This is a genomic window from Actinomadura chibensis NBRC 106107 (genome assembly GCF_001552135.1).
Lineage (GTDB): Bacteria > Actinomycetota > Actinomycetes > Streptosporangiales > Streptosporangiaceae > Spirillospora > Spirillospora chibensis.
In genome coordinates, this window is the sequence record NZ_BCQP01000059.1 from 11615 (window position 1) to 36757 (window position 25143).

Below are 25143 nucleotides of genomic sequence, written 5' to 3' on the forward strand. Positions count from 1 at the left end.
GGCAAGTCAGCGATTAACGAGTAACTTCGTCCGGTAGTAAGGTTCTTTCGTCCGAGGAGGCCTTCCCGTGGAAGACCCGGCACCGGGTGACGGTGCGCAGAACGAGCCCCGGATCGACAGCACCGTCCCGCAGTCCGCGCGCATCTGGAACTACTGGCTGGGCGGCAAGGACAACTACCCGGTCGACCGCGCCGCGGGCGACCAGTTCGTCGGCGTCTACCCGCAGATCGTGGACGTCGCCCGGCACTCCAGGTCGTTCCTGTCCCGCGCCGTCCGGTACCTGGCCGCCGAGGCCGGGATCAGGCAGTTCCTCGACATCGGCACCGGGCTGCCCACCGTCGACAACACCCACGAGGTGGCGCAGCGCGTCGCGCCCGAGGCCCGCATCGTGTACGTCGACAACGACCCGCTCGTCCTCGCGCACGCCCGCGCGCTGCTGACCAGCAGCCCGCAGGGCGTCACCGACTACATCGACGCCGACCTCCGCGACCCGGGCCGGATCCTGGCCGAGGCCGCGCGAACGCTCGACTTCGACCGTCCCGTCGCGTTGATGCTGCTGAACATCCTCGGGCACGTCCCCGAGTACGACGACGCGCGCGCGATCGTGACGGAGCTGATGGCCGCGCTCGCGCCGGGCAGCCATCTCGCCGTCGCCGACGGCACGGACGTCCTCACCGGCGAGGCGTTCCGGTCCGCGATCGACCTGTGGAACGACGCGGGCGAGACCCCCTACCACCTGCGTACTCCGGAGCAGATCGGCGGATACTTCGACGGCCTGGAGATCCTGGAGCCGGGCGTCGTGTCGGTGTCGCGGTGGCGGGCCGAGCCCGGCCCGTTCGGGCCGCCCGCCGAGGTGGACGAGTTCTGCGCCGTGGGCCGCAAACCCCCGGCGGGACCGGCATGAGCGCGGGCGAGATGACCGGCGACCCCTGGGACGAGACGGCGTCGCTGATCCCGCCGCAGGGTCCGCGGACGGCGGGCCCGACCGTGCTGCGCATGCTGGTCGGCGCGCAACTGCGCCGCTACCGCGAGGCGGCCGGGATCTCCACGGAGAAGGCGGGCTATGAGATCCGCGGCTCGCACTCCAAGATCAGCCGGATGGAGCTGGGCCGGGTCGGGTTCAAGGAACGCGACGTCGCGGACTTGCTGACCCTCTACGGCGTGACCGACCCCGACCGCCGCGAGCCGCTGCTCGACCTGGCCGACCACGCGAACCGGCCGGGCTGGTGGCAGGAGTACGGCGACGTCGTGCCCACCTGGTTCGAGCCGTACCTCGGGCTGGAGCAGGGCGCCGTGGTGGCCCGCGTGTACGCGGTGCAGGACATCCCCGAACTGCTCCAGACGCGCGACTACGCCCGCGCGCTGGTCGCGGCGCGGCACCCGGAGGCGTCCGCGGACGAGGTCGAGCGCCGGGTCGAGCTGCGGATGCGCCGCCGCCGGGTGTTCGAGCGCCCCGACCCGCTGAAGCTGTGGGCCGTGGTCGACGAGGCGGCGCTGCGCCGCACGGTCGGCGGCCCCGAGACGATGCGCGACCAGATCAGGTTCCTGGCCGACATGGCGCGGCTGCCGAACGTCACCGTCCAGGTGCTGCCGTTCGCGTGCGGCGGGCACGCGGCGGAGGGCGGGCCGCTGACGCTGCTGCGGTTCGCCGAGCCGGAGCTGCCCGACGTCGTCTACATGGAGCAGCTCACCGGCGCGGTCTATCCGGACCGTCCGGCCGACATCACCCGGTACCGGGACGTCCTGAACCGGCTCGGGGTGCAGGCGGAGCCGCCCGTCGAGACGCAGAGCATCCTGCGGGACGTCCTGCACCAGCTCGTCTAGCGGCCGTGCGGGCGCGGGCGGTAGGTGGCGACGAGCACGCCGGTCGAGAACGCCGCCGTGTCCGCGAGCTCGAACGCGGCGGCGAAGCCCGCGTGGTTGAGCGAATCGCCCGGCCGGTCGGTGCCGACGAGGACGGGATGGATCCAGAGGCGCAGCTCGTCCAGCAGGCCGTGCCGGACGAGCGTGCGGGAGACCGGGCCGAAACCGTACTGGAGGATGTCGAGGCCGTCCCGCTCCTTGAGCCTGGTGATCTCCGCGACGGCCGCGTCGCGCGGGATCGCCGTCGTGTCGCCCCACCCGGGCTTGCGCAGCGAGTCGGACACGACGTAGTGCGGGAGCGTGTTCATCCGGACGCCGAAGTCCCCGGCCGCGTCCCCGATCGCGGGCCACGCCTGCGAGAAGCCGTCGAACGTCCGGCGGCCCATGAGCAGGGCGCCGCAGGAGAACAGCAGGTCACGCGCGTAGGCGGCGGCCTCGTCCTGGAAGTAGGGGGCGGTCCAGTCGTGCGGTCGCTGGACCACGCCGTCCAGCGACACGTAGGTCGAGTTGATGATCTTCCGCATGGTCCCCCCGGAGTGCGCCGGGCCAGCCTAGGTTCGGGCGGGCCGATTCGGCGGCGTGTCCTTATCTCGGGGAGGTCTGCGAACGGTCAAGGACTCGTCACGGCGTCTTGTGGCCCGCGCCGCGCTGAATGATCATCGGCGGACGTGCGGCCGCGGGGCCCCGCGCCCGGCCGGAGGGCCGATGACCGGACGGGTCCTCCCCGCCGCGCGCCTGCGAATGGGGGACGAACGGTGACCGCACCCGCCCTGCGGCTGGCCCGCGCGCACTGGACGCCTCTCGCGGGCCTCGCCCTGCTGACGTTCGTCTCGGCGCTGCTCGCCGTGCTCGTCCCGGCCCGGACGGCCGCCGCCTACGACCGCGCCGCGGCCGCCGCGGTGGCGGGCACCGACGTGCAGGTGCGGGGCAAGGCGGGCGGCGCGGCGGCGTTCGGCCGGATCTCCTCCGGCGAGGCGATGGCGTCGGCGGCGGTCGGCTGGCGGTCGCTGCTGCCGTCGTCCCTGGCCCGCGTGACCGGCGACCCCGAGCCGTCGATCGCGACGGCCGACCTGACGGTCATCGGACGGTTCAAGCGGCCGCGCATGCTCGCGCTGAACTTCGCGCCGGACGCCTCCCGGCGGATCCGGATCGTGGCGGGCGAGCCGTCGCTGCCGTGGGGCGCGGCCGGACCCGACGAGATCGGCGTCCTGATCCCGAAGACGTGGGCCGACCTGCTCGGCTACCGTCCCGGCGACCGGATCGAGCTGTTCGAGCGGAAGCAGCCGGGGATGGTCAAGGCCCGCGTCGCCGGGGTGTACGCCCCGCTGAACGCCGCCGACCCCTACTGGGCGCCGCACCCGAGCATGCTGCAGCCCCAGAAGGTCACGATCGACAGCGAGGGGACGAAAGCCGAACTCGGAACCGCGCTGATGGACGGCGACGGCTACAGCACCATCACCCGGACGTCGACCCGCATGCTCAACTTCACCTGGCGGTTCCCGGTGCGCCCCGGCGAGGTCGACGCGCGCGACGCGGACGAGGTCGCCGCCGCCCTGGACGCCTACCGCTCCGCCGTCTCCGGCCGCGCGGACATCTTCCCCTGCACCGTGAGCACCGTCCTCGACACGCGGCTGGACGGGTACCTGGGCCGCCTGCGCGCCGCGCAGTCCGTCCTCGCGCTGGCGTTCGGCGGGCTCGCGGGCGTCGCCGCCGGGGTGCTGCTGCTCGCCGCCGGGCTGTTCGGCGAGCGGCTGCGTCCGGCGCTCGGGCTGATGCGGGCGCGCGGCGCGGCGGCGCGGCAGCTCGCGCCGCTCGGCGGCGGGCTCACCGCGGCGGCGGTCGTGCCGTCCGCCGCGCTCGGCTACCTGGCCGGACGGCTGCTCGACGCCGGTCCGCCGCAGCCGTCCTCGGCGTACGTGGTCGGCGCGTCGGCGGTCGCCGCCCTCGCGGTGGCGGCGGTCGGCTCCGTGCTCGGCACCCGCCGGGCCTGGACCGGCGCGGACCGGCGGGACGACGTGGCCGCCGCCCGCCCGTCCCGGCGGCGCCGCGTCGTGGAGGTGCTGCTGATCGCGCTCGCCGCGACCGGCGTCGTGCTGCTGCGCCGCCGCGGCGCGGGCGCCGGGGCCGATCCGCTGGTCGCGGCCGTCCCGGTGCTGCTCGGCGCGGCGGCCGGGGTGCTCGTCCTGCGCGGCTACCCGTACCTGCTGCGGGCCGCCGGCCCGGCGCTGCGCCGCCGCCGCGGGACGGTCGCGTTCCTCGGCCTCGCCCGCGCCGGCCGGCAGAACCCGGTGGGGGCGCTGCCGCTCGCCGTCCTGCTGCTGGCCGCCGCCGTCGCCGGGTTCGCCGCGACGGTGAACGCCGAGCTGCGGGCCGGGCAGGAGCGCGCGTCCTGGGCGCGGACCGGCGCGGACGCCCGCGTCACGGCCGGACCGCTGGACGACGCCGCGCTCCGCCGCATCCGCGCCGTGCCGGGCGTGACGGGCGTGGTCACGGCGCGGGTCATCGAGAACGCGTCCATCGCGACGGACCCCGCGCCGATGACGGTGATCGGCGTGGACCTCGGCGTCTACCGCAAGCTCGCGCCCGGCGTCCCGGACGTGCCGCGCTCCGGCGTCCTCATGTCGCCGCTCGCCGCGCAGACGATCAGGTCGGGCCCGGTGGTGCTCAGCCGTCCGGGGCTGGACCCGCTGCGGGTCACGCCGGCCGGGACGATCGACCGCTTCCCCGGGCAGGACGCGGGCACCGCGTTCGTGATCGTCCCGTACCGGCTGGTCGCGGAGGAGCACGGCTTCCCGCGCGAGGTCTTCGTCGCCGGGCGGCGCATCGACGCGAAGGCGCTGCGCGCGGCCGTCCCCGGACGCGACGTCCGCATGCGGGAGGACGAGCTGCGCGCCCTGACGCGGGGCCCCATGGTCGGCGTCGTGCACGGCACGTTCCGGGACGGCGCGCTCATCGCCGGCGCGTTCGGCCTGCTCGCGGTGCTGCTCGTGCTGGTCGCGGGCGCGCAGGCCCGGGGCCGGGTGACCGCCACCCTGCGCATGCTCGGGCTGAGCCGGCGGCAGGGCCGCCTCCTCGCGCTGGTGGAGGTCGCGCCGGTGCTGCTGTGCGCGGTGGGCGCGGGCTGGGTGCTCGGCCTCCTGCTGCCGCAGATCACCGGCCCGGCGGTGGACCTGCGCCCCTACACGGGCGGCCACTCCGTCATCGCCTACGTCCCGGACCCGCCCGCGCTGCTCGGGCTCGCCGGGGCGCTGCTGCTGGCCGCCGCCGCGACCGTCGCGGTCGACCGCGCCTTCGACCCCGACCCGGGAACGGTGCTGCGAACCGGCACCTAAAGGGTGATTTGTCCTTATTGCGGAATAGTTTCGAATAGTCAAAGAATCATCACGGCCCCTTGTGGTACCCGTCACCTTTCAATGATCATGAGCGGCCGTGGGACGACGGGGGCTTGTACTCAGGCGGATGGCCGGCGACCGCGCGCTCGTACTGGCCGCGTGCGCGACGGCCCTGTTCGCGACGACCGTCCTCGCCGCGCTGGTCGGCTACACCGGGTCGGTCACCCGCGAGGGCCTGCGGCGCACGCTCGCGGACGCGACCTTCGCCTCGGTCGGCACGACGATCGGCACCAACGTGCCCCCGGACGGTCTCGGCGAGGTCCAAAAACGGATCCGGACGGCGCTCGACCAGATCTACGGCGACGTGCCGCTCACGATCTCGATGAGCGTCCGCAGCGACTCCTACACCATGCCCGGCCAGGAGAAGAGCGACCATCCCGACCTGACCGCCTTCGAGACCTACACCGGGATCGAGAAGCACACCCGGCTCAGCGCGGGACGCTGGCCCGCCCAGGCCGCCGGGTCCGCCGAGACCGAGGCGGCGCTGCCCGGCCCGGCCGCCCGCGCCATGCGCGTCGGCGTCGGCGACGTCCTCACCCTGCGCGGGCGCGTCGACAAGAAGTCGGTCGTGAAGGTGCGCGTCGTCGGGCTGTTCGACGTCCCCGACCCCGAAAGCTACTTCTGGCAGGGCGACAAGCTCATCACCACGGGCGTGGAGCGGCTCGACTACACGACCTACGGGCCGTTCGTCGTCCGTCCCGAGGTGTTCGCGGAGCGGTTCACCGGGACCGGCGCCGACGCCCGCTTCACCGTCATGCCGGACCTGCGCGACGTCCGCTCCGGCGACCTCGGCCCGCTCGGCGACCGGGTCGCCGCCGGGCCCGAGACGTTCAAGCGGGCGGGCGGCGGCGCGCAGTTCTCCGTCGTGACGAAGCTGCCGGAGCTGACCGGGCAGTTGCGCGTCGCGCTCCAGGTGGCGCGTTCCACGATGCTGATCCCGGTGATCCAGCTCGTCCTGCTGGCGGGCTGCGCGTGGCTGCTCGTCGCCCGGCTGCTCGCCGACCACCGGCGCAGCGAGGTCGCGCTGCTGCGCACCCGCGGCATGGGGATGCGCCAGCTCGCCGCGCTCGGCCTCGGCGAGGGGCTGCTGATCGTGCTGCCCGGCGCGCTGCTCGGCCCGCTGCTCGCCGGGCCGCTGCTGCGGCTCGCCGGGCACGCGCCCGCCGTCCGGGCGTCCGGGCTGCGGCTGGACGCCGGGCCCGCCGCGCCGCTCTGGATCGTGTCGATCGCGCTGGCGCTGGCCTGCGCGGTCGCCCTGACGGTGCCGACGCTGCGCGGAGCGAACCGGACGTTCGTCGAGACCCAGGCCGGGATCGGACGGCCCGGGCACGGCGGGCTGCGCGGCGCGGGCACCGACCTCGCGCTGCTGCTCGTCGCCGGGCTCGCGATCTGGCAGCTCACCCGGTACGGCGCGGACGGGGTGGGCGGCGGCACGGCCGGGATCGACCCGTTCATCGTGTCCGGCCCGGCGCTGGCGCTGCTCGCGGGCGGGGTGCTGCTGCTGCGGACCGTGCCGTTCGCGTCCCGTGCCGCCGAGCGGCTCGCCACCCGCGGCAGCGGCCTCGTCACCGCGCTCGGCACCCGGCAGGTCGGGCGGCGCAGGCTGCGCTACGCGGGGCCCGTCCTGCTGCTGGTCATGGCGATGGCCGTCGGGATCCTGTCGGTGACGACGATGGCGACCTGGCGCCGGTCGCAGACCGACCAGGCCGACTTCCAGGCGGGCGCCGACCTGCGGCTCGGCGTGCCGACCGGCGGCGTCGCCCCGACGCCGCTCGGCCAGACCGGACGCTTCGCCGCGGTCCCCGGCGTCACCGCGACGACCCCGATGCTGCGCGTCGACGCCGACCTCGGCAACGAGCCGACGACGCTGCTCGCCGCCGACGCGCGGGCGCTCGGCCCGCTGCTGCGCGTCCTGCCCGACCTGAAGGACGCCCTGCGCCTGGACGAGCTCGCGAAGCGGCGTCCCGCGACCGTCGCGCTGACCGTCCCGGGCAAGCCGAAGAAGCTGCTGTTCGACCTCCGGCTGACCCGCACCGGGAAGCCGCCGATGGAGCTGAAGGGCGTCCGGCACACGATCGGGGTGACGGTCGCCGACGCCCGCGGCCTGACCCGCGAGGCGAAGCTGACCGGGCTCGTCCCGGACGGCAGGGACCACACGCTCGCGCTCGACACCGCCGAGCTGGCCGGGCCGGGCGGCGTCCTGTCCTACCCGCTGTCGGTGCGCGGCCTGCACTACTCCTTCGACGACAACGCGCCCGAGGGGACGTTCGAGCTGCGGCTCGGGCGGGTCGCCGGGGAGGGCACCGGGGACGCCCCCAGGCCCGCGAACGGCGTCTGGGACGCCTTCACCGACGCGGCGACCGAGAAGGGCGACCCGCTCCCGACGTCCATGAAGAACAAGGCGGACGGGCTCGCCACGCTCCAGGTCCCCGCCGCGCCGATCGTGGACCAGGGCTACTCGTTCGAGCTGATGGGCACCGTCCACGCGATGCTCGGCGCGGCGAACCCGCCGTCCCACACCCGGCAGAACGCCGACCTTCAGCCGCTGGTGCCGGGCGTGGTCACCGCCGAGACGGCGCGCCGCGCGAAGGTCGGCGTCGGCGGCACCGTGACCGTCAGCACGGTCGACGGCGACCAGCCGGTCAAGGTCGTCGCGATCGCGCCCGCGCTGCCGAGCGTCCCGCCGGACCGGCCGGGCGTCCTCGTCGACCTGCCGACGCTCACGCAGAGCAGGCTCGCCCAGGACGGCGACGCCGGGCCGAACACCGTGCCGCGCGAATGGTGGGCGGCGGCGCGGGACGGCCGCACCGGGCCCGCCGCCCGGGCGCTCAGCCGCGACCCGTCCCTCGGCGAGGTCGTCGCGGACCGCGTCGAGCTGCGCTCCCGGCTCCGCGACGCCCCGCTCGGCGCGGCGCTGCAGGGCGCGCTCGTGCTCGGCTTCGGCGCGGCGCTGGCGTTCGCCGTCATCGCGTTCGTGGTGAACGCGGCGGTGACCGCCGGGGAGCGGTCCCGCGAGTTCGCGGTGCTGCGCGCCATCGGCGTCGGGCCCCGGCAGGTCGCCGGGGTGCTCGCCGTCGAACAGGCGTACCTGGTCGCGCTCGGGCTGCTCGGCGGGACCGTCCTCGGCATCGTGGTGGCGCGGCTCGTCGTCCCGCACGTCGTGCTGAGCGTCCAGGCCGCGCAGCCGTACCCGCCCGCCGACCTGATCGTCCAGTGGCCGGTGGTGGCGGCCGTGCTCGCCGGGGTGGCGGCGGTGCTCGGCCTCGTCCTCGCCGCCGTGATCCGCCTACTCGGCCGCCGCGAGCTCGGCGCGGGGTTGCGGGTAGGTGAGGAGCGGTGATCCGGCTGGTTCGGGCGCAGTGGGTGCCGCTGGCCGCGCTCGGCCTCCTGACGTTCGCGGCGGCGCTGCTCGCCGTCGCCGTCCCGGCCCGGACGGCCGCCGGGTACGACCGCGCCGCCGTCGCCGCGATCGGGCCGGGCGCCGACGTCCGGGTGCAGGGCCGCGCGGCGGGCGCGGCGGCGTTCGGCGCGGTCCCGAGCGACGCGGCCCTCGGCGCGAAGTCGCTCACCTGGCAGCAGGTAATGCCGAAGTCGCTGCAGGACGTCACCGGCGAGCCGGAGCCGTCCGTCACCTCGGACGCCTTCCTCATCGACGGCGAGTTCGTCCGGCCGCGGCTGCTCTACCTCGGCTGGGACCCGCGCGCGGCGGAGCGCGTCCGGCTCGTCTCCGGCATCCCGCCGATCAACCCGCCCGGCGCGACCACCGGCGACATGAAGGTCATCCTCGCCAAGCGGTACGCGGACCAGATGGGCTACAAGGTCGGCGACCGGCTCGCGCTCGGCGACTTCACGGCCCGGATCAACGGGCTGTTCGAGCCGCGGGACCCCGCCGACGAGTTCTGGCTGCCGCGCGCCCGGATGCTGCGGCCGGTCGTGGAGAACATGCCGTCCACCGGGATCGAGGCGGACGCGGTCACGGCGCTCATCGACCAGAGCGCCTACGTCCGGCTGACCAGCGAGCCGTCGTACCGGCTGCTGTTCAGCTGGCGGTTCCCCGTCCGCGAGGAGGCCGTCCGCGCCGGGGACGCCGAGGGCGTCGCCGAGGACCTGGACGCCTACCGCTCGGCCGTCGCGGGCCGCGTCGACCTGTTCCCCTGCGAGATCCGCACCGGTCTTGACGTCACGCTCAAGGAGTTCGCCGCGCGGCTGCACACCGCGCAGTCCGTGCTCGGGCTGGCGTTCGCCGGGCTCGTCGCGGTCGCCGCCGGGGTGCTGCTGCTCGCCGCCGGGCTGCTCGGGGTGCGGCTGCGGCCGCTGCTCGGGCTGATGCGGGCGCGCGGCGCGTCGCTGCGCCAGCTCGCCGTCCCGGCCTGCGGGCTGGTCGCGCTCGCGGTCGTCCCGTCCGCCGCGCTCGGCTACACGGCCGGCCGGCTCCTCGACGCGGGCCCGCCGCAGACCACCTCGATCTTCGCGATAGCCCTGCTGGTCGCGGCCGTGCTGCTGGTGTCCGCGACGATCGTGGCGCGGGAGCGGAGCGGCGGGCTGAGCTCGGTCACCGACCGGCGCGACGACCTCGCCACCGCCCGCCCGTCCCGCTGGCGGCGCGCCGTCGACCTGCTGCTCGTCGTGCTCGCCGCGGTCGGCGTCGTGCTGCTGCGCGAGCGCGGCCCGGACGCCGGGACCGACCCGCTGATCGCGGCCGTCCCGGTGCTGCTCGGCGTGGCGGTCGGCGTCGTCGTGCTGCGCGTCTACCCGTACCTGCTGCGCGCCACCGGGCCGTTCCTGCGGCGGCGCAGCGGCGCCGTCGCGTTCATCGGGCTCGCCCGCGCCGCCCGGCAGAACCTCGTCGGGGCGCTGCCGGTCGCCGTGCTGCTGCTGGCCGCCGCCGTCGCCGGGTTCACCGCCACCGTGGACAACGCGCTGAAGACGGGCCAGGTGCGCGCGTCCTGGGCGCGGGTCGGCGCGGACGCGCGGGTCGAGGCCGGGCCGCTGGACGAGGCGGGCCTCCGGCGGATCCGCGCCGTGCCGGGCGTGACCGGCGTGGTCCGCGTCCGGACGATCGGCCGGGCCGGGATCACCGACGACCCGGCGCCGCTGACCGTCGTCGGCGTGGACCTCGACGCCTACCGGAGGCTCGCCCCCAAGGTGCCGGACATTCCCGGCACGTCCGGGGTGCTCGCCTCGCCGCTCGCCGCCGACACGCTCGGGACCGGCACCGTCACGATCAGCCGGTCCGGGATGGACCCGATCCAGGTCAGGGTGGCGGGGGAGATCGAGCGGTTCCCGGGGCAGGACACGGGCAGCGCGTTCGTGATCGTCCCGTACTCGATGGTGGCGAAGTCGACGGGCTTCCCGTCCCAGGTCTTCGTCGGTGGCCACGACCTGGACGCCAAGGCGCTGCGCGCCGCAGCGCCCGGGCACGCCGTCACGATGCGGGAGGACGTCCTGCACGGCATGACGCGGCTGCCGCTCGTGTCCGTCGTGCACGACACGTTCCGGGACGGCGCGCTCATCGGCGGCGCGTTCGGGCTGCTCGTCGTGGTGTTCGTCCTCGTCGTCGGCGCCCGCACCCGGGCCCGCACGATCGCCCACCTGCGCGCCCTCGGGCTGAGCCGGCGGCAGAGCCGCGCCCTCGCGCTGGTCGAGATCGCGCCCGTGCTGCTCTGCGCGACGGCCGCCGGGTGGGTGCTCGGCCTGCTCCTCCCCGAGATCACCGGGCCGGTCGTCGACCTGCGCCCCTACACGAACGGCTACGCCGTGACCGCGCACGTGCCGGGCGTCCCGGCGCTGCTCGGGCTGATCGGCGCGCTGCTGCTCGCCGCCGCGGCGGCGCTCGCCGTCGACCGCGTCTTCGACGCCAGCCCCGGAACCGTCCTGAGAACGGGGGATTCATGACCGACACGACCAAGGCGCCCGACCTCGCCGAGTTGGAGCGGCGCGCCACCGAACGCGGGCCCGCGTACGGCGAGGGCGCGCACATCGTGTGCGACAACCTCGTCCGCATCTACAAGACCGACGGCGTCGAGGTCGTCGCGCTGCAGGGACTCGACCTGCTCGTCGACCCCGGCGAGCTGGTCGCGATCGTCGGCGCGTCCGGGTCGGGGAAGTCGACGCTGCTGAACATCCTGTCCGGGCTGGACGTCCCCACCGCCGGGGTCGCCCGCGTCGCCGGGTCCGACCTGCTGACGATGGCGGCCAAGGAGCGGCTGAACTTCCGCCGCCACCGGGTCGGGTTCATCTGGCAGCAGACGTCCCGGAACCTGCTCCCGTACCTGACGGCCGCGCAGAACGTCGAGCTGCCGATGCGGTTCGCCGGACGGTCCCGCCGCAGCCGTGCCACCCGCGCCGCCGAGCTGCTCGGCATGCTCGGCGTCGGGGACTGCGCGGGGCGGCGCCCCGAGGAGCTGTCCGGCGGGCAGCAGCAGCGCATCGCGGTCGCCGTCGCGGTCGCCAACGAGCCGAAGGTCGTCCTCGCCGACGAGCCGACCGGCGAGCTGGACACCGCCACCGCCGCCGAGGTGTTCGGCGCGCTCCGCCAGGTCAACGAGGAGTTCGGCACGACCACCGTCGTCGTCACCCACGACGCGCAGGTCGCCGAGCGCGTCGACCGGACGATCGGCATCCGCGACGGCCGGACGAGCAGCGAGGTCCGCCGCCGCTCCGCCGAGGACGGCACCCGGCACGTCGCCGAGTACGCCGTCCTGGACCGGGCCGGGCGCGTCCAGCTCCCGAAGGCGTTCACCGAGGCGCTCGACATGCGCGACCGCGTCCGCCTCGACCTGGAGACCGACCACGTCGGCGTCTGGCCGGACCGGGAGGAGACCGAATGACCGAGCCGATGGTTGCCGTCGAGGCGCTGACCCGCGTCTACAAGAGCGGCAAGATCGAGGTCCCGGCGCTGCGCGGCGCGTCGTTCACCGTCGCGCCCGGCGAGATCGTCGCGATCAAGGGCCGCTCGGGCTCGGGCAAGACCACCCTGCTCAACCTGCTCGGCGGGCTCGACTCCCCGGACGGCGGCACCATCCGGGTGGACGGCCGCGACGTCGGCGCGCTCAGCGAGGACGAACTGCTCGCCCTCCGCCGCGACCACATCGGCTACATCTTCCAGTCGCACGGCCTGATCCCGGTGCTGTCGGCGGCGGAGAACGTCGAGGTGCCGCTCCGCCTGGCCCGCACCCCACCCGCGGAACGCGACGAGCGCGTCCGCGTCCTCCTGGCCCTGGTCGGCCTGGCCGACCACGCGCTCCAGCGCCCCTACGAACTGTCCGGCGGCCAACGCCAACGCGTAGCCATCGCCCGCGCCCTGGCGAACCGCCCGCGCCTGCTCCTAGCCGACGAGCCGACCGGCCAGCTCGACTCCGAAACGGCCGCCGCGATAATGCCCCTCCTCCGCGCCGTCGCAGCGGGCGAGGGCGTCACCATCATCGTCGCCACCCACGACAGCGCCCTCCTGGCCCAGGCCGACCGAGTCCTGGACCTCCAAGACGGCAAGATCACCGAAACCCCCGTCCCCGCCTGATCACTCCACGGGAATCGCGTCCCCCGGGGTGGAGTGGGGGTGTTCTCGGTTGCCGGGTGGGGTGGGTGGGAAGTGACCGTTCATGGCGACTGTGGTGTTGGTGGGGACGCTTGATACCAAGGGGGACGAGTACCTCTGGCTTCGGGAGCGGCTGTGGGAGCTCGGGTGCGAGGTCGTGCTCGTGGACGCCGGGGTTGAGGCTTCCGACGTCGATGCTGATGTTCCTGCGGGGCAGGTAGCGCGGGCTGGGGGCGCTTCGATCGATGCGCTTCGGGATGCCCAGGATCGTGGGGCCGCTGTCACCGTGATGGGTGTGGGAGCGGCGGCCGTGCTCGGTGAGTTGGAGCGGGTGGACGCCGTGCTCGCGGTGGGCGGGAGCGGCGGGTCTTCCATTGCGGCGCGGGCCGTCCGGGATCTGCCGATCGGCGTGCCGAAGCTGATCGTGTCCACGATGGCGTCCGGGGACGTGACCCCGTACGTGGGCGCCAAGGACGTCACGATGATGTACAGCGTCGTGGACATCGCCGGGCTCAACCGGGTGTCGCGGCTGATCCTCGGGAACGCGGCGGCAGCGGCGGCCGGGATGGCGAAGGCGTATGAGGCGGCGGCGCCTGAGGCGGGGGAGCGTCCGCTGGTCGCGGCGTCGATGTTCGGTGTGACGACGCCCGCGGTGGACGCGGCCAGGGAGCGGCTCGACGAGCTGGGTTACGAGGTGCTCGTCTTCCATGCGACGGGGGCCGGGGGACGCGCCCTGGAGGGGCTCGCGGAGAGCGGGCTGCTCGCCGGGGTGCTCGACCTGACGACGACGGAGCTGGCGGACGATCTCGTCGGCGGCGTCCTGTCGGCGGGGCCGGAGCGGCTCACGGCGGCCGGGCGGCACGGGGTTCCGCAGGTCGTGGCGCCCGGCGCGCTGGACATGGTCAACTTCGGGCCGCGCGACACCGTCCCCGACCTGTTCAGGGCGCGGAATCTGTACGTCCACAACCCGACCGTCACGCTGATGCGGACGACGCCGGAGGAGATGGCCGAGCTCGGACGGCGCGTCGCGGCGAAGCTGCGCGCGGCGAAGGGGCCGACCGCGCTGTTCGTCCCGCTCGGGGGCGTGTCGGCGCTGGACGCGCCCGGCCTGCCGTTCCACGATCCGGCGGCGGACGCGGCGTGCTTCGCCGAGCTGGAGGGCGCCGTGGAGACGGAGAAGCTCGACATGAACATCAACGACCCGGCGTTCGGCCGCGCCATGGCGGACCGGCTGCACCGGATGATCTCGGAGGGCGCGTAGTGGAGCGGGAAGAGGTGCTGGAGCGGCTGCGGGCGGTCGTCGCGTCCGGGTGGCCGATCGTCGGGGCGGGGGCGGGCACGGGGCTGTCCGCCAAGTGCGCCGAGGCGGGCGGCGTCGATCTGATCATCATCTACAACTCGGGCCGCTACCGGATGGCGGGGCGCGGCTCGCTCGCGGGCCTGCTCCCCTACGGGGACGCGAACCAGATCGTGGTCGACATGGCGTCCGAGGTGCTGCCCGTCGTCAAGGACACGCCGGTGCTCGCCGGAGTGTGCGGCACCGACCCGTTCCGGCTGATGCCGGTCTTCCTCGACCAGCTCAAGGCCATGGGGTTCGCGGGCGTGCAGAACTTCCCCACGGTCGGCCTGTACGACGGGGTGTTCCGGCAGAACCTCGAAGAGACCGGCATGGGGTTCGACCTGGAGGTCGAGATGGTGCGGCTCGCGCACGAGCGCGACCTCGTCACCGCCCCGTACGTGTTCGACGAGGACCAGGCGCGGGCGATGGCGGAGGCGGGCGCGGACGTCCTCGTCCCGCACGTCGGGCTCACCACGAAGGGCAGCATCGGCGCGGGCACGGCGCTGACGCTGGACGAGGCCGTCGCCCGGGTGCAGGCGATGCAGGTCGCGGCGGCGGAGGTCCGGCCGGACGTCCTCGTGCTGTGCCACGGCGGCCCCATCGCCGAGCCGGACGACGCCGCCTACGTCCTGTCCCGCGCCGAGGGCGTCGTCGGCTTCTTCGGCGCGTCGTCGGTCGAGCGGCTGCCCACCGAGCGCGCCATCACCGAGCAGGTGGCGGCCTTCAAGAACCTGGAGATCTGATGCTGCGCAATCCCGGCGACGTCCCGACGATGACCTTCGACTGGGGCTCGATCAAATGGCTCGTCACGCCGTCCGGCGTGCCGGGCGCGCAGAGCACGCTCGGCGAGGTGATCGTCAACCCGGGGCGCGGGCACGCGCGGCACAACCATCCGGGCGCGGAGGAGGTCATCTACGTGATCTCCGGTGAGGCGACGCAGATGGTGGACGACAAGGAGCCGTTCACGATCCGGGAGGGCGACGCCGTCCACATCCCGAAGGGCGTGTGGCATTCCACCTACAACACGACGTGGCGCCCGCTCCGGCTGATCGTGACGTACACGCCGGGCGGCGAGGAGAAGGCGCTCGAAGGCGCCCCCGATTTCCGGTTGCTGGAAACCGGCGCCGTGCCGGAGTGGCGGCAGGACTAGGCGGTCAGTCCGCGTTCCATGAGTCGAGGCCCGCTTCGGTGAGGAGGGCGTCGAAGGCGGCGTCGGCGGCGCCGGTCAGCGGGCCGCGCGGGCCCAGGGTGGACGGCCGGACGGGCGGCGGCGCGGCCCGGCGGTAGCGCATCAGGGCGGCGGTGTAACCGCCGTCCAGGGCGGCGGGCGCGGTCGCGGCGAGGTCGGTGGCGAGGCCGGAGAGCGTGACGACCTCCGGGTCGAGCGCGTTGACGAGGCCGCCCATGCCGCGTCCCAACGCGTGCGCGGCCTGCGCGACGGCGTCCAAGGCGGCGTCGGAGGAAGCGGCGGCGGCGATGATCCGCTCGGCCTCGGTGCGCGGGTCGCGGGGGGCCGGGCGGCCGAGCGTCCGGGCTATCGCGCGCCCGTCGACCTGGAGGTCCCAGCAGCCGGACGCGCCGCACGGGCAGCGCAGCGCCGGGTCGCCGAACGGCAGGTGGCCGAACTCGCCGCCCGCGCCGGTCGCGCCGTCCATGGGGCGTCCGTCCACGACGAGGACGCCGCCGACCCCGACCTCGACCGTCAGGTGCAGGACGACCCGCGCCCCCGCGCCCGCGCCGCGCCGCGCCTCGGCGAGCCCGGCGAGCGAGGCGTCGTTGCCGACGAGCAGCGCGACGCCCGGCGGCCGCAGCGGTTCGAGCCCGACGTCGTTCCACCCCATCCCGGACGCCTGGACGATCGTCGTCCCGCTGACCGCCGCCGCGACGCAGGCCGACACGGCGCGCAGCCGCCGCCCGTAGACGGCCCGGCGGTCCGCGACGCGGTCGGCGAGGTCGGCGAGGACGGCGGGCGTGCCGGAGTGGCGGCCCGCGTCCTCGCTGACGACGCGTCCGCCGAGTTCGACGCACGCGACCCGCCACCCCTCGTGGCTGATGTCGACCACGCAGACGAGCGGGCCCTCGGGATGGGGGACGAGCGCGGGCGACGGGCGTCCGCGCCCGCCGGTGCGGGGCGGCGCGTCCTCCTCGATCAGCCGGGCCGCCTTCAGCCGCGCCGTGATCTCGGCGGCGGAGCCGCTGCTCAGCCCGAGCGCGCGGGCCGCGTCCGCCCTGGTCGCGGACGGGTGCGCGTGCGCGTGCCGGAGCACGGCGAGGGCGCCCTGGCTGCGCAGCGCTCGTGCCGAATGCGCGGTGGTCGTCGGCTGCATGGTGACATCCTGGCCCGCCCGAATTATCCTCGTGACACGAGCATAATCTGCGGAGGTGCGCATGGACGACACCGCGACGCTGCGCCGGACGTCCGGCACCTACGGGCTCTACGCCACGTTCGCCTGCCTCGGCTACCTGCTCACCGCGCTCGGCGCGATCCTCCCTGAGCTGCGCGCGGAGCGCGGGCTGCCGCGCGCCGAGGTGGCCCTCTACCCGTCGGCGTTCGCGCTCGGGCTGGTGATCGTCGGGCTGGTCGGGCACCGCGCGGCGGCGCGGCTCGGGGCGGCCGCGCCGCCGGCCGCGCTGGCCGCGCTGGTCGGCGGCGCCGCGATCATGGCGGTCGGCGGCGGGCGGCTCGGCGCCGGGCTCGGCGCGCTGGTGCTCGGGCTCGGCGGGGCGGGGCTCGTCCAGCTCGTCCCGGCCGGGTTGCGCGCCCTGCACGGCGGCGACGGGACGATCCCGATCGGCGAGGCGAACGCGGTCGGGAGCGCCGCGTCCGTGCTGTCGCCGCTGCTGATCGGCGCGGCCCTCGCGCTCGGCCTCGGCTGGCGGGTCGCGTTCGCCGGGCCGCCGCTCGCGCTCGCCGCCGTCCTGCTCGCCACCCGGCGGGTGACGGCCCCGGCGCCCGCCGAGGGCGGGGCGACCGGGGCCGGACGGGCGCCGCGCGGCTTCCGCAGCCGGTGGACCGACATCGTCCTCGCGGTCGGCGTCGAGTTCTGCATGGTGTTCTGGGCGGCCGACTTCCTCCGCTCGGTCAAGCACCTCGGCTCCGGCACCGCGACGACGTTCTCCGCCGCGTTCGTGGTCGGCATGGCGGCCGGACGGTCGGCGGCGGGTCCGCTCGTCCGCGCGGCGGGCCGACCCGACCGGCTGCTCGCCGGGGCGGCCCTCCTCGGCGTCGCCGGGTTCGCCGTGCTGTGGGCGTCGCCCGCGCCGCTCGCGGTCGGCGGGCTGCTCGTCGTCGGGCTCGGCGTCGCGCTGCTCTACCCGGTGATCCTCGGGCAGGCGCTCGGCGCGTGGCCGGACCAGCCCGTCCGGGCGGCGGCCCGGTGCGCGCTCGCGTCCGGCGTGGCGATCGGCGCCGCCCCGCTGCTGCTCGGGACGCTCGCCGACCTCACCACGCTGCGCGCCGCCGTGTTCGTCGCGCCCGCCCTGCTCGCCGTCCTGCTCCTGCGGTGCGGATGGCGGCTCAGAACGGCACCGGCATCGTGACGATGCCCGCGTGCGCGAGGATCGCCTCCGCGTCGTCCACCGGCGGGTGGATCACGCTCATCAGCCAGCGCTTCACCCACTTTCCCTCCTTGCCGGACAGCGCGATGATCCGGTCCCAGCCGCGCGTGTAGACGGCGCCCGCCGCGCCGAGGTCCACGTCCGTGACATACGGCGCGGGCGCGAAGTCGACCAGCGGGACGCCGAGCAGGTCCGCCGCCGCGTTGTGCCCCGCCGTCTTGCCCATCGGGACGGCGTGCTGGCAACTCTGCACCGTCCAGTGGTCACCGTCCATGCGGGCGGCGGCGACGTCCCCGGCGGCGAACACCTCGCCCGACGCCCGCAGGTGCGCGTCGACCGTGAGGCGGCCGAGCCGGTCGCGCTCGCCGGGGACGCGGGCGGTGAGCGGGCTCGCCTCCATGCCCGCCGTCCACACGACCGCGTCCGCCGGGACGCGCGACCCGTCGGCGAGGACGGCGCCGCCGTCCGCCACCTCCGTCACCGTCGTGCCGAGCCGCCGCTCGATCCCCAATTCGTCGAGCGCGACCTCGATCGCCGGACGCGGGCCGAAGCCCAGGTCGGGGGCGACCTCGTCCGCCTTCTCCACCAGCACGACCCGGCCCCGCCCGGCCAGCTCGGTCGCGATCTCCAGTCCGGCGAAGCCCGCGCCGACGACCACGGCCGTGTACCCGGCGCGGTCGCGCAGGTGGCCGCGCAGGCGGCGGGCGCCGTCCAGGGTGTCGACGTCGAACAGCCGCTCCGCGCCCGGCAGGTCCGGCCGGACGAGGCGGCTGCCCGCCGCGAGCACCAGCCGGTCGTAGCCGATCGGACGGCCGTCCGCGACCACGACGTGCGCGTCCACGTCGATGTCCTGCACCGCCGCGCGGACGTGCCGCACCCCGACCGGCTCCAGCACCCGCTTCAGCGGCACCGTCGCCCGGTCGGGCTCCGGCTCGTACAGGCGCGGCCGCAGGACGAGGTCGTCGCCGGGCGCGACCAGCGTCACGCGCAGGTCGCCGTCCCCGCGCACCCGCGCCGCCGCGGCCGCGCTCCACACCCCGGCGAAACCGCCGCCGACGATCACCACATGCGCCATGTCCGTCTCCCCTTCGCTCGGTCAGCGGGAGGTAGACACGGCAGGGCGCTCAGATGTGACCGAGCTTCTCCGGATTCGCGACCCGCCGGATCGCGGTGATGCGCCCGTCCTCGTCGATCTCGACGGTGTCGACCCAGACGACGCGGCCGTCCCGGTAGGTGGCGAGGGCGGGCTCGCCGCCGATCTCGACGGGCGCGACGCGCTCCACCCCGTAGTGCCCGGTGATCCGGGCCAGCAGCCGCGCGACCCGCTCCGCGCCGGCCACCGGGCGCCGGGACGCGACGACCTTGCCGCCGCCGTCCGCGACGTACACCGCGTCCGGGTGCAGGAGCTTGACCAGGCGCGCGAAGTCGCCGTCCTCCGCCGCCGCGCGGAACGCCGCGAGCACCCGCTCCCGCTCGGCCCGGCTCGCCGTCGGCCGCTGCTCGCGGGCGTCCGCGACCCGCCTGCGGGCCCGCGACGCGAGCTTGCGGGACGCCGCCGCCGACTTGCCCAGCACGTCCGCGACCTGGTCGAACGGCACGTCGAACACGTCGTGCAGGACGAACGCCACCCGCTCGGGCGGGGACAGCTCGTCCATCACCAGCAGCATCGCCGTGCTGACCGAGTCGTCCACGGCGATCCGCTCGGCCACGTCGCCGCCGGTGGGGAGCGGGGCGGGGAGCCACGGGCCGGGGTACGCCTCGCGCCGCACCCGCGCCGACCTCAGCACGTTGTAGGCCAGCCGCGCCGCGATCGTCACGAGCCAGGCGCGCTGGTCGGCGACGTCCGACCGGTCGGCGGCCGCGGCGCGCAGCCACACGTCCTGGACGACGTCCTCCGCCTCCGCGACGCTGCCGAGCAGCCGGTACGCCGCCCCGAAGACGGCGGGACGGTGCGCCTCCCAGTCGAGATCGTCCACGGTCAGGACGTCCTGCCCCGGACGTACACCCACGCGCCGTCGTGCCGGACGAACCGGCTCACCTCGTGCAGCTCGCCGGGCGCGCCGCCGTCCAGGTAGTGGGCGCGGAACTCGACGACGCCCTTGTCGTCGCCGGGCCCGCCGTCCTCCGTGCGGACGATCTCCAGCCGCGTCCAGCGCAGCCCGTCGTCGAACCCGATCCGCTCGGGACGCGTCGCCGGATGCCAGCTCGCCAGCAGGTACGCCTCGTCGCGCTCGGCGAACGCGCTGAACCGCGACCGCATCAGCTCGGCCGCGGTCAGCGCCCGGGCCTCGCCCCGGTGCAACCGCCCGCAACACTCCCGATACCGCGTGCCGACCCCGCACGGACACTTCTTAGCCACGCCCCCGATTCTGCCGCCCGCCCCCGCATGCCCGAGCCGCGCCCGCGCCGCCCGGGGGACGATCTTGATCGCGACTACCATGGTGGGATCGAGTACCGAGGGGCGGGCCCCGAGGCAGCCTGGAGATCAGCGCGTGATGTTCCAGAGGCGGACGAGCGTCCAGAACAAGGCCGTCGCCCGGCAGATGACCGGCTTCTTCGACAGGCTCACCCCGGCGGAACGCGAAAGCCCCGAGACCGCCGCGAGGAACTACGGCCGCTACCTGTGGTCGACCCGGCGCCAGACGCTCGTCCGGGAGAAGCGGCTGGCGGGCGCGCCGTTTCACGTCGGCCTGGCCACGGGCGACGACGGCGGGATCGGCTTCGCCGACCTCACCAGGCGCACCGCGCTGGTGACCGACACCCTGCTGCTGTCCCACGACTGGAACGGCGGCTACCACGAGCTGGGCGTCCAGAGGGAGGAGGGCACCCGGTCGCGACGGAGGCGGCACTTCGACGTCTTCGGCGTCAATCCCGCCTTCGACCTGGGCCACGTCGCCGACTCCGTCCGGGAGACGCGGGAGCTGAACGCTCGCAACAACATCACGACCACCTTCGGCATGCACTGCCCGGACCTCGGCGCGCTCGGCGGCTGGCTGCTGGACGCGGAACCGCTGCTGAGGAGCGGACTCGCCTGGTACCTGCCGAGCTACTCCCTCGGGCGTTACGAGAGGGTCGAGGGGGTCCGCCGGGAGATCCCCGACCAGCGGGCGGAGCAGGTCAAGGCGATCGACTACCTCGTCCAGGGCGGCCGGGCCGTGGACGCCTCCGGAGCCGAGCCGGTCAAGAGCCGGCTGGTCCGGCCGGTCCTGCGCACCGAACTGCCCTTCCTCCAGGGCGTCACGCTGCGCGACTTCGCCGAGATCACCGCGGCCGAGTTCGACTCCTACCGCGCCTTCCGCGACTTCCTGCGGCTGCGGCTCCTCGACCTCGACGACTCGCTCAACGACGTCCAGTCCGAGCAGGCGATCGTCAAGCTCGGCCTGGAGATCAACGACGAGATCCGCGCGATGAGCGCGCGGCTGACCAAAACGCGGCGGAAGCTCGCGGTCACCGCGGCCGGTGCGAGCGTGGCGACCGTGGGCACCATCCTGACGGCGGTCTACGGCCCCGCCCTGGCCGCCGCCTTCACCGCGGTCGGGGCCACCGGCGGAGTCTGGAGCTTCGTCAACGCCATCGCCGAGAACAACGTGCGCGACCTCCGGCAGGACCGCTGGTACTACGTGTGGGCGCTGGCCCGCAAGAGCACCACCATCGGCTGACCGCCACATCCGGTCTGTCCCTTTGTGGGGGACGGGGCGGTGAGCAGCGGCGCGAGGACGCCCGCCGCCGGAGCCCCGCCGCCGTATTCCGCGTTCGCCTTGCCGGAGGGCGGTCCGCCGGGGACCATGATCGCCATGGCGTTCGGCAGGCTTCCGGAAATCGACAGCACGCGCCCGCATCCCGCCCGGATGTGGAACTACTGGATCGGCGGCAAGGACTACTACCCGATCGACCAGGAGGTCGGCGAGCAGATCGCGGCGGCGTTCCCCGGCGTCGGCGACATCGCCCGCCATTCCCGTGTCTGCCTGGGGCGGATGGTGCGGCATCTGGTCGCCGAGGAGGGCGTCCGGCAGTTCATCGACATCGGCACCGGACTTCCGACCCACGACAACACGCATGAGGTCGCGCAGCGCGTCGCGCCCGAATGCCGCGTCGTCTACGTCGACAACGACCCGCTCGTCCTCCTCCACGCCCGCGCGCTTCTCGCCGGGCGCTCGGAAGGGCGGACCGACTACATCGAATGCGACGTCCGCGACCCCGGCCGGATTCTCGCCGAATCCGCGCGGACGCTCGACTTCGACCGTCCGATCGGGCTGATCCTGTTCGGAATCATGGGCAACGTCATCGACGACGACGAGTCGCTCGCGATCGTCCGGCGGCTCGTGGACGCGCTGCCGCCGGGCAGTTTCATGGCGTTCAACGACGGGACCGGCGTCCTCGACAGGGAAGGGCGCGAAGAGGCGATCCGGCTGGCGGTGGAACAGGGCTCGACGCCGTATGTCGCGCGCACCCCGGAAGAGATCGCGCGCTATTTCACCGGCCTCGAACTGCTGGAACCGGGAATCGTGTCGACGTCGCGATGGCGGCCGGAGGCGACGCCGTTCGGCCCGCCGCCCGAAGTCGACGCGACCTGCGCCCTGGCCCGCAAGGTCTCATAGGATTCCCGCACCGGTCAGGACCATTCGAGGAGTCGACGATGCCCCCTTCCGGTGTCACTCCGGGTGACCCTCTCCTTGACCCGAACGGCGAGCCGAGCGCCGAGCATCCGCCCCGGCTGGTCGCGGACGCGCAGGGCCGATTCCGCACCGATCTGCCCTCGCCCGCGCGGACCTGGAACTACTGGCTGGGCGGCAAGGACAACTACCTGGTCGACCGCCAGGTCGGGGACGCGACCGCCGCGCTGAACCCCGAACTGGTCCCGCTGGCGCGCGAGTCGCGGCAATTCCTCATCCGCGTCGTGCGCTATCTGGCGGAGGAGGAGAACGTCCGCAACTTCCTCGACATCGGGGCCGGGCTGCCGACCGAGTCGAACACCCACCAGATCGCGCAGTGGACCGCGCCCGATTCGCGCGTGGTCTACGTCGACAACGACCCGATGGTGCTGGCTCATGCGCGTGCTCTGATGCGCGGGACGACTCCGGAAGGCGTCACCGACTACATCGACGCCGATTACCACGACACGCAGCAGATTCTGGCGGAGGCGGCGAACGTCCTGAACTTCGGCGAGCCGATCGCGGTGATGTTCATGGGCGTGCTGGGATTCTGCCAGGAGTACCGGACCGTCGAGCGGATCGTGGCGGAGACGATGGCGGGCGTCCCGTCCGGCAGTTTCCTGGTGCTGTGGGACTGCACCGACACTTCCGCGGACGCGCTGCGCGGCACCAGGAAATACGCCGAGTCGGGGACGCTGCCCTATCTGCTGCGCAGCGTCGAGGAGATCGACGCCCTTTTCGACGGCCTGGAGAAAATCGATCCCGGCCTCGTGTCCATCGCGCAATGGCGCCGGGACCCGGAGCACGACGGGCCCGACCACGTCCACGGTTACGGCGCGGTCGCCCGCAAACCCTGACGGTGCGCGGCGACGCGTTCCCTGGTCGCGCAGCGGCGGGAGCAGTACCGGCGCGGCTGGCCGCCGCCCTGGGCAAGGAAGACGTTCGCGCAGGTCGGTGACGCGCAGACGCCGCCGGGGGGCCGCTGCCCGTCCCAGATCAGGACGGTGAGCGCCAGGCAGGACGAGGCCAGGAACCATTCCGCCCAGGGCGCGTCGTCGTGCCCGTCCAGGTGGGGGTGCCAGGGGGTGCGCCCGGCGTGTGAGGTCAGGCGGAGCCGTCCGGCGCCGCGCTGAAGCAGGTCGTTGAGCGTCGCGGCGGCGTGGTCGACGTCCTCGGCCGCGAAGACCTCACGCAGGAGGGCGGCCACGGCGCGCATCTCCTGGACGTCGCGCGCGCTGAGGTCCAGGGGGTCGTCCTCGCCGTGGGCGCGCAGGACCTCGGCGACCGCGCCGGGCTCCGGATCGTCCCCGGACAGGACGTTGACCAGCGCGGACGTCCGGCGTGCGGTGGCGGCCACGGAATGCCGCGACGACCAGTCGGAGGGCGGTCCCATGCCGTGGAGTGTAACGCTTCTCGACAAGGTTTGCGTTACTTGCGTAACGTGACGATGGTGCGAAACCGTTACGCCCTCGGGCTCTACACGGCGGGCGCGGCGGCGGCCCGGACCGGCGACGAGATGTCCGGGCCCGCGCTGATGCTCGCCGGGCTCGCCGCCACCGGCTCGGCCGCCGCCGGGTCGTTCCTGCTCGCGGGCGTCACGATCACCGCGGCGGCGGGCGGGCCGCTGCTCGGCGCCGTGCTCGACCGCTCGCCCCGGCCCGGCCGGGTCCTCGGCCGCGCGCTGGCCGGATACGCGGCGGCGCTGGTCGTCGTGCTGCTGTGCGTGGGGCGGGCGCCGCTCGCCGTCCCGGTGGCGGTCGCGGCGGGCGCGGGCCTGCTCGGGCCCGCGCTGTCCGGCGGGTGGACGTCGCAGTTGCCGCGCGTCGTCCCGCCGGACGGGCTGGCCCGCGCCAACGCGTTCGACGCGATGACCTACAACGCGGCCGGGCTGGTGGGGCCCGCGCTGGCCGGGCTGGTCGCCGCGGCGGCGGGCGCGTCCGGGGCCGTGGCGGCGTCCGCCGCGCTGATCGTCCTCGCGCTGCCCGCGGTGCCGCGGGACCCGGGCGGCGCGCGGGCGGCGGAGCCGATCGGCGCGGCGCTCGCGGCGGGGTTCCGCGCGATCGCCCGCACACCCGCGCTGACCAGGGCGACCGTCGTCACGGTGGTCTCGTGCGCGGGTCAGGGGATGCTGGTCGCCTGCGTCCCGCCGCTCGGCCTGCGGGCCTTCGGCGCGGCGGACCGCGGGACGATGCTGCTCGCCGTCCTCGCCGCCGCCGCGCTCGCCGCCAACGCGGTGCTGGCCCGGCGTCCCGCGCGGTGGCGGCCGGACGCGGTGATCGCGGGCAGCACGGTCGTCCTCGCGGGGGCGCTCGTGCTGGCCGCGTCCTGCCACCCGGTCGCGCTCGTCGCGGCGGCGGTGCTCGCGGGCCTCGGCGAGGGGCCGCAGCTCACCGCGCTGTTCGCGGTCCGGCACCGGGAGGCGCCGGAGGGGCTGCGCGGGCAGATCTTCACCACCGGCGCCAGCCTGAAGATCACGGCGTTCGCGCTCGGCGCGGCCGTCGCGGGCCCGCTCGCCGACCGCGCGCTGCCCGCCGCTCTCCTCGCGGCCGCCGGTGTCCAGGTGGTCGCTTTTGTTGCCTACCACTGCCTCACCCCTAGGAGCGCTGAGCGGGGAGGAGGAGTTTCAGGGTCTGGCGGGCGTCGCGGCGGCGTTCGGGGGAGCGCGCCGCGATCGAGGTCAGGGCGGTGACGGCGACGGTCGCGGCGTAGAGCGCGCCGGCCGCGCCGAGTGCCGAATAAAGGTGCTGGACGATGGCGTGCACTGGGCCTCCTGCTGTCGTTCCGGGAGGCCAGGTGTCGCAG

At 74.9% G+C, this 25143-nt stretch carries 21 protein-coding genes; 15 read left to right on the forward strand and 6 right to left on the reverse strand.

Annotated features, from left to right (window positions below):
• Positions 1-67 precede the first annotated feature (67 nt).
• A complete protein-coding gene (locus ACH01S_RS31755) occupies positions 68-904 on the forward strand; it encodes an SAM-dependent methyltransferase (RefSeq protein ID WP_067900153.1) in 837 nt (278 codons plus the stop codon).
• Positions 901-1824 (forward strand): Sco1979 family transcriptional regulator, encoded by a 924-nt coding sequence (locus ACH01S_RS31760; protein ID WP_083981370.1) that lies wholly within the window; start codon positions 901-903, stop codon positions 1822-1824. The genes ACH01S_RS31755 and ACH01S_RS31760 overlap by 4 nt, the downstream gene beginning before the upstream one ends.
• Here ACH01S_RS31760 and ACH01S_RS31765 read toward each other — a convergent pair.
• Entirely contained in the window at positions 1821-2387 is a 567-nt protein-coding gene (locus tag ACH01S_RS31765; protein WP_067900155.1) for a dihydrofolate reductase family protein, read from the reverse strand. The two genes, ACH01S_RS31760 and ACH01S_RS31765, sit on opposite strands and share 4 nt — an antisense overlap.
• A 231-nt stretch (positions 2388-2618) precedes the next feature.
• Between ACH01S_RS31765 and ACH01S_RS31770 the strand changes: the two genes are divergently transcribed.
• The 8 genes from ACH01S_RS31770 to ACH01S_RS31805 all read left to right on the forward strand — a co-directional run bounded on the left by ACH01S_RS31770 (position 2619) and on the right by ACH01S_RS31805 (position 15281).
• Positions 2619-5195 carry an FtsX-like permease family protein gene (locus tag ACH01S_RS31770; RefSeq protein WP_067900158.1) on the forward strand — a complete coding sequence of 859 codons (2577 nt, stop codon included), beginning with the start codon at positions 2619-2621 and terminating at the stop codon, positions 5193-5195.
• Between the two features lie 127 nt (positions 5196-5322).
• Positions 5323-8595: an FtsX-like permease family protein gene (locus ACH01S_RS31775; protein ID WP_067900161.1), complete on the forward strand. Its 3273-nt coding sequence runs from the start codon at positions 5323-5325 to the stop codon at positions 8593-8595.
• Positions 8592-11150 (forward strand): CRISPR-associated protein Cas5, encoded by a 2559-nt coding sequence (cas5, locus tag ACH01S_RS31780; RefSeq protein ID WP_067900164.1) that lies wholly within the window; start codon positions 8592-8594, stop codon positions 11148-11150. Before ACH01S_RS31775 ends, cas5 begins: the two co-directional genes overlap by 4 nt.
• A complete protein-coding gene (locus tag ACH01S_RS31785; protein ID WP_067900167.1) occupies positions 11147-12085 on the forward strand; it encodes an ABC transporter ATP-binding protein in 939 nt (312 codons plus the stop codon). Before cas5 ends, ACH01S_RS31785 begins: the two co-directional genes overlap by 4 nt.
• Positions 12082-12774, forward strand: a complete 693-nt coding sequence (locus tag ACH01S_RS31790; RefSeq protein WP_067900169.1) for an ABC transporter ATP-binding protein — start codon at positions 12082-12084, stop codon at positions 12772-12774. The genes ACH01S_RS31785 and ACH01S_RS31790 overlap by 4 nt, the downstream gene beginning before the upstream one ends.
• A gap of 82 nt (positions 12775-12856) precedes the next feature.
• Positions 12857-14053: a Tm-1-like ATP-binding domain-containing protein gene (locus ACH01S_RS31795; protein ID WP_067900172.1), complete on the forward strand. Its 1197-nt coding sequence runs from the start codon at positions 12857-12859 to the stop codon at positions 14051-14053.
• Positions 14053-14874: a phosphoenolpyruvate hydrolase family protein gene (locus tag ACH01S_RS31800; protein ID WP_067900176.1), complete on the forward strand. Its 822-nt coding sequence runs from the start codon at positions 14053-14055 to the stop codon at positions 14872-14874. The genes ACH01S_RS31795 and ACH01S_RS31800 overlap by 1 nt, the downstream gene beginning before the upstream one ends.
• Entirely contained in the window at positions 14874-15281 is a 408-nt protein-coding gene (locus tag ACH01S_RS31805) for a cupin domain-containing protein (RefSeq protein WP_067900178.1), read from the forward strand. Before ACH01S_RS31800 ends, ACH01S_RS31805 begins: the two co-directional genes overlap by 1 nt.
• Before the next feature lie 4 nt (positions 15282-15285).
• On the opposite strand, the gene ACH01S_RS31810 is transcribed toward ACH01S_RS31805, so the two are convergent.
• Complete coding sequence (locus tag ACH01S_RS31810) at positions 15286-16458, reverse strand: ROK family protein (RefSeq protein WP_067900181.1); 1173 nt, start codon at positions 16456-16458, stop codon at positions 15286-15288.
• Between the two features lie 61 nt (positions 16459-16519).
• On the opposite strand from ACH01S_RS31810, the gene ACH01S_RS31815 reads away from it, so the two are divergent.
• A complete protein-coding gene (locus ACH01S_RS31815; RefSeq protein ID WP_067900184.1) occupies positions 16520-17671 on the forward strand; it encodes an MFS transporter in 1152 nt (383 codons plus the stop codon).
• Here the strand turns inward: ACH01S_RS31815 and ACH01S_RS31820 are convergent.
• The 3 genes from ACH01S_RS31820 to ACH01S_RS31830 are packed head-to-tail and all read right to left on the reverse strand — an operon-like array spanning position 17649 to position 20048.
• Positions 17649-18764 (reverse strand): NAD(P)/FAD-dependent oxidoreductase, encoded by a 1116-nt coding sequence (locus tag ACH01S_RS31820; protein ID WP_083981371.1) that lies wholly within the window; start codon positions 18762-18764, stop codon positions 17649-17651. The two genes, ACH01S_RS31815 and ACH01S_RS31820, sit on opposite strands and share 23 nt — an antisense overlap.
• A 49-nt stretch (positions 18765-18813) precedes the next feature.
• Positions 18814-19698, reverse strand: coding sequence for an RNA polymerase sigma factor SigJ (gene sigJ / locus ACH01S_RS31825; protein ID WP_067900188.1), 885 nt, complete (start codon positions 19696-19698; stop codon positions 18814-18816).
• Positions 19668-20048: a YchJ family protein gene (locus tag ACH01S_RS31830; RefSeq protein ID WP_083981383.1), complete on the reverse strand. Its 381-nt coding sequence runs from the start codon at positions 20046-20048 to the stop codon at positions 19668-19670. The genes sigJ and ACH01S_RS31830 overlap by 31 nt, the downstream gene beginning before the upstream one ends.
• A gap of 133 nt (positions 20049-20181) precedes the next feature.
• Between ACH01S_RS31830 and ACH01S_RS31835 the strand changes: the two genes are divergently transcribed.
• The 3 genes from ACH01S_RS31835 to ACH01S_RS31845 all read left to right on the forward strand — a co-directional run bounded on the left by ACH01S_RS31835 (position 20182) and on the right by ACH01S_RS31845 (position 23198).
• Complete coding sequence (locus ACH01S_RS31835) at positions 20182-21348, forward strand: hypothetical protein (protein WP_148344283.1); 1167 nt, start codon at positions 20182-20184, stop codon at positions 21346-21348.
• A 126-nt stretch (positions 21349-21474) separates the two neighbouring features.
• Positions 21475-22287, forward strand: a complete 813-nt coding sequence (locus tag ACH01S_RS31840) for an SAM-dependent methyltransferase (protein ID WP_370671595.1) — start codon at positions 21475-21477, stop codon at positions 22285-22287.
• Between the two features lie 38 nt (positions 22288-22325).
• Entirely contained in the window at positions 22326-23198 is an 873-nt protein-coding gene (locus ACH01S_RS31845) for an SAM-dependent methyltransferase (RefSeq protein ID WP_083981372.1), read from the forward strand.
• On the opposite strand, the gene ACH01S_RS31850 is transcribed toward ACH01S_RS31845, so the two are convergent.
• A complete protein-coding gene (locus ACH01S_RS31850; RefSeq protein ID WP_067900194.1) occupies positions 23171-23734 on the reverse strand; it encodes a CGNR zinc finger domain-containing protein in 564 nt (187 codons plus the stop codon). The genes ACH01S_RS31845 and ACH01S_RS31850 overlap by 28 nt on opposite strands.
• A gap of 54 nt (positions 23735-23788) precedes the next feature.
• On the opposite strand from ACH01S_RS31850, the gene ACH01S_RS31855 reads away from it, so the two are divergent.
• Complete coding sequence (locus ACH01S_RS31855) at positions 23789-25030, forward strand: MFS transporter (protein WP_067900198.1); 1242 nt, start codon at positions 23789-23791, stop codon at positions 25028-25030.
• Positions 25031-25143 lie beyond the last annotated feature (113 nt).

Bases quoted from the DNA above. Each gene is read 5' to 3' on its own strand.
- ACH01S_RS31760 (WP_083981370.1), top strand. From the start codon at position 901: ATGAGCGCGGGCGAGATGACCGGCGACCCCTGGGACGAGACGGCGTCG.
- ACH01S_RS31790 (WP_067900169.1), top strand. From the start codon at position 12,082: ATGACCGAGCCGATGGTTGCCGTCGAGGCGCTGACCCGCGTCTACAAG.
- ACH01S_RS31850 (WP_067900194.1), bottom strand. From the start codon at position 23,734: ATGGGACCGCCCTCCGACTGGTCGTCGCGGCATTCCGTGGCCGCCACC.
- ACH01S_RS31810 (WP_067900181.1), bottom strand. From the start codon at position 16,458: ATGCAGCCGACGACCACCGCGCATTCGGCACGAGCGCTGCGCAGCCAG.
- ACH01S_RS31795 (WP_067900172.1), top strand. From the start codon at position 12,857: ATGGCGACTGTGGTGTTGGTGGGGACGCTTGATACCAAGGGGGACGAG.
- ACH01S_RS31845 (WP_083981372.1), top strand. From the start codon at position 22,326: ATGCCCCCTTCCGGTGTCACTCCGGGTGACCCTCTCCTTGACCCGAAC.
- ACH01S_RS31855 (WP_067900198.1), top strand. From the start codon at position 23,789: ATGGTGCGAAACCGTTACGCCCTCGGGCTCTACACGGCGGGCGCGGCG.
- ACH01S_RS31765 (WP_067900155.1), bottom strand. From the start codon at position 2,387: ATGCGGAAGATCATCAACTCGACCTACGTGTCGCTGGACGGCGTGGTC.
- ACH01S_RS31815 (WP_067900184.1), top strand. From the start codon at position 16,520: ATGGACGACACCGCGACGCTGCGCCGGACGTCCGGCACCTACGGGCTC.
- ACH01S_RS31840 (WP_370671595.1), top strand. From the start codon at position 21,475: ATGATCGCCATGGCGTTCGGCAGGCTTCCGGAAATCGACAGCACGCGC.
- ACH01S_RS31775 (WP_067900161.1), top strand. From the start codon at position 5,323: ATGGCCGGCGACCGCGCGCTCGTACTGGCCGCGTGCGCGACGGCCCTG.
- ACH01S_RS31820 (WP_083981371.1), bottom strand. From the start codon at position 18,764: ATGGCGCATGTGGTGATCGTCGGCGGCGGTTTCGCCGGGGTGTGGAGC.
- ACH01S_RS31785 (WP_067900167.1), top strand. From the start codon at position 11,147: ATGACCGACACGACCAAGGCGCCCGACCTCGCCGAGTTGGAGCGGCGC.
- ACH01S_RS31805 (WP_067900178.1), top strand. From the start codon at position 14,874: ATGCTGCGCAATCCCGGCGACGTCCCGACGATGACCTTCGACTGGGGC.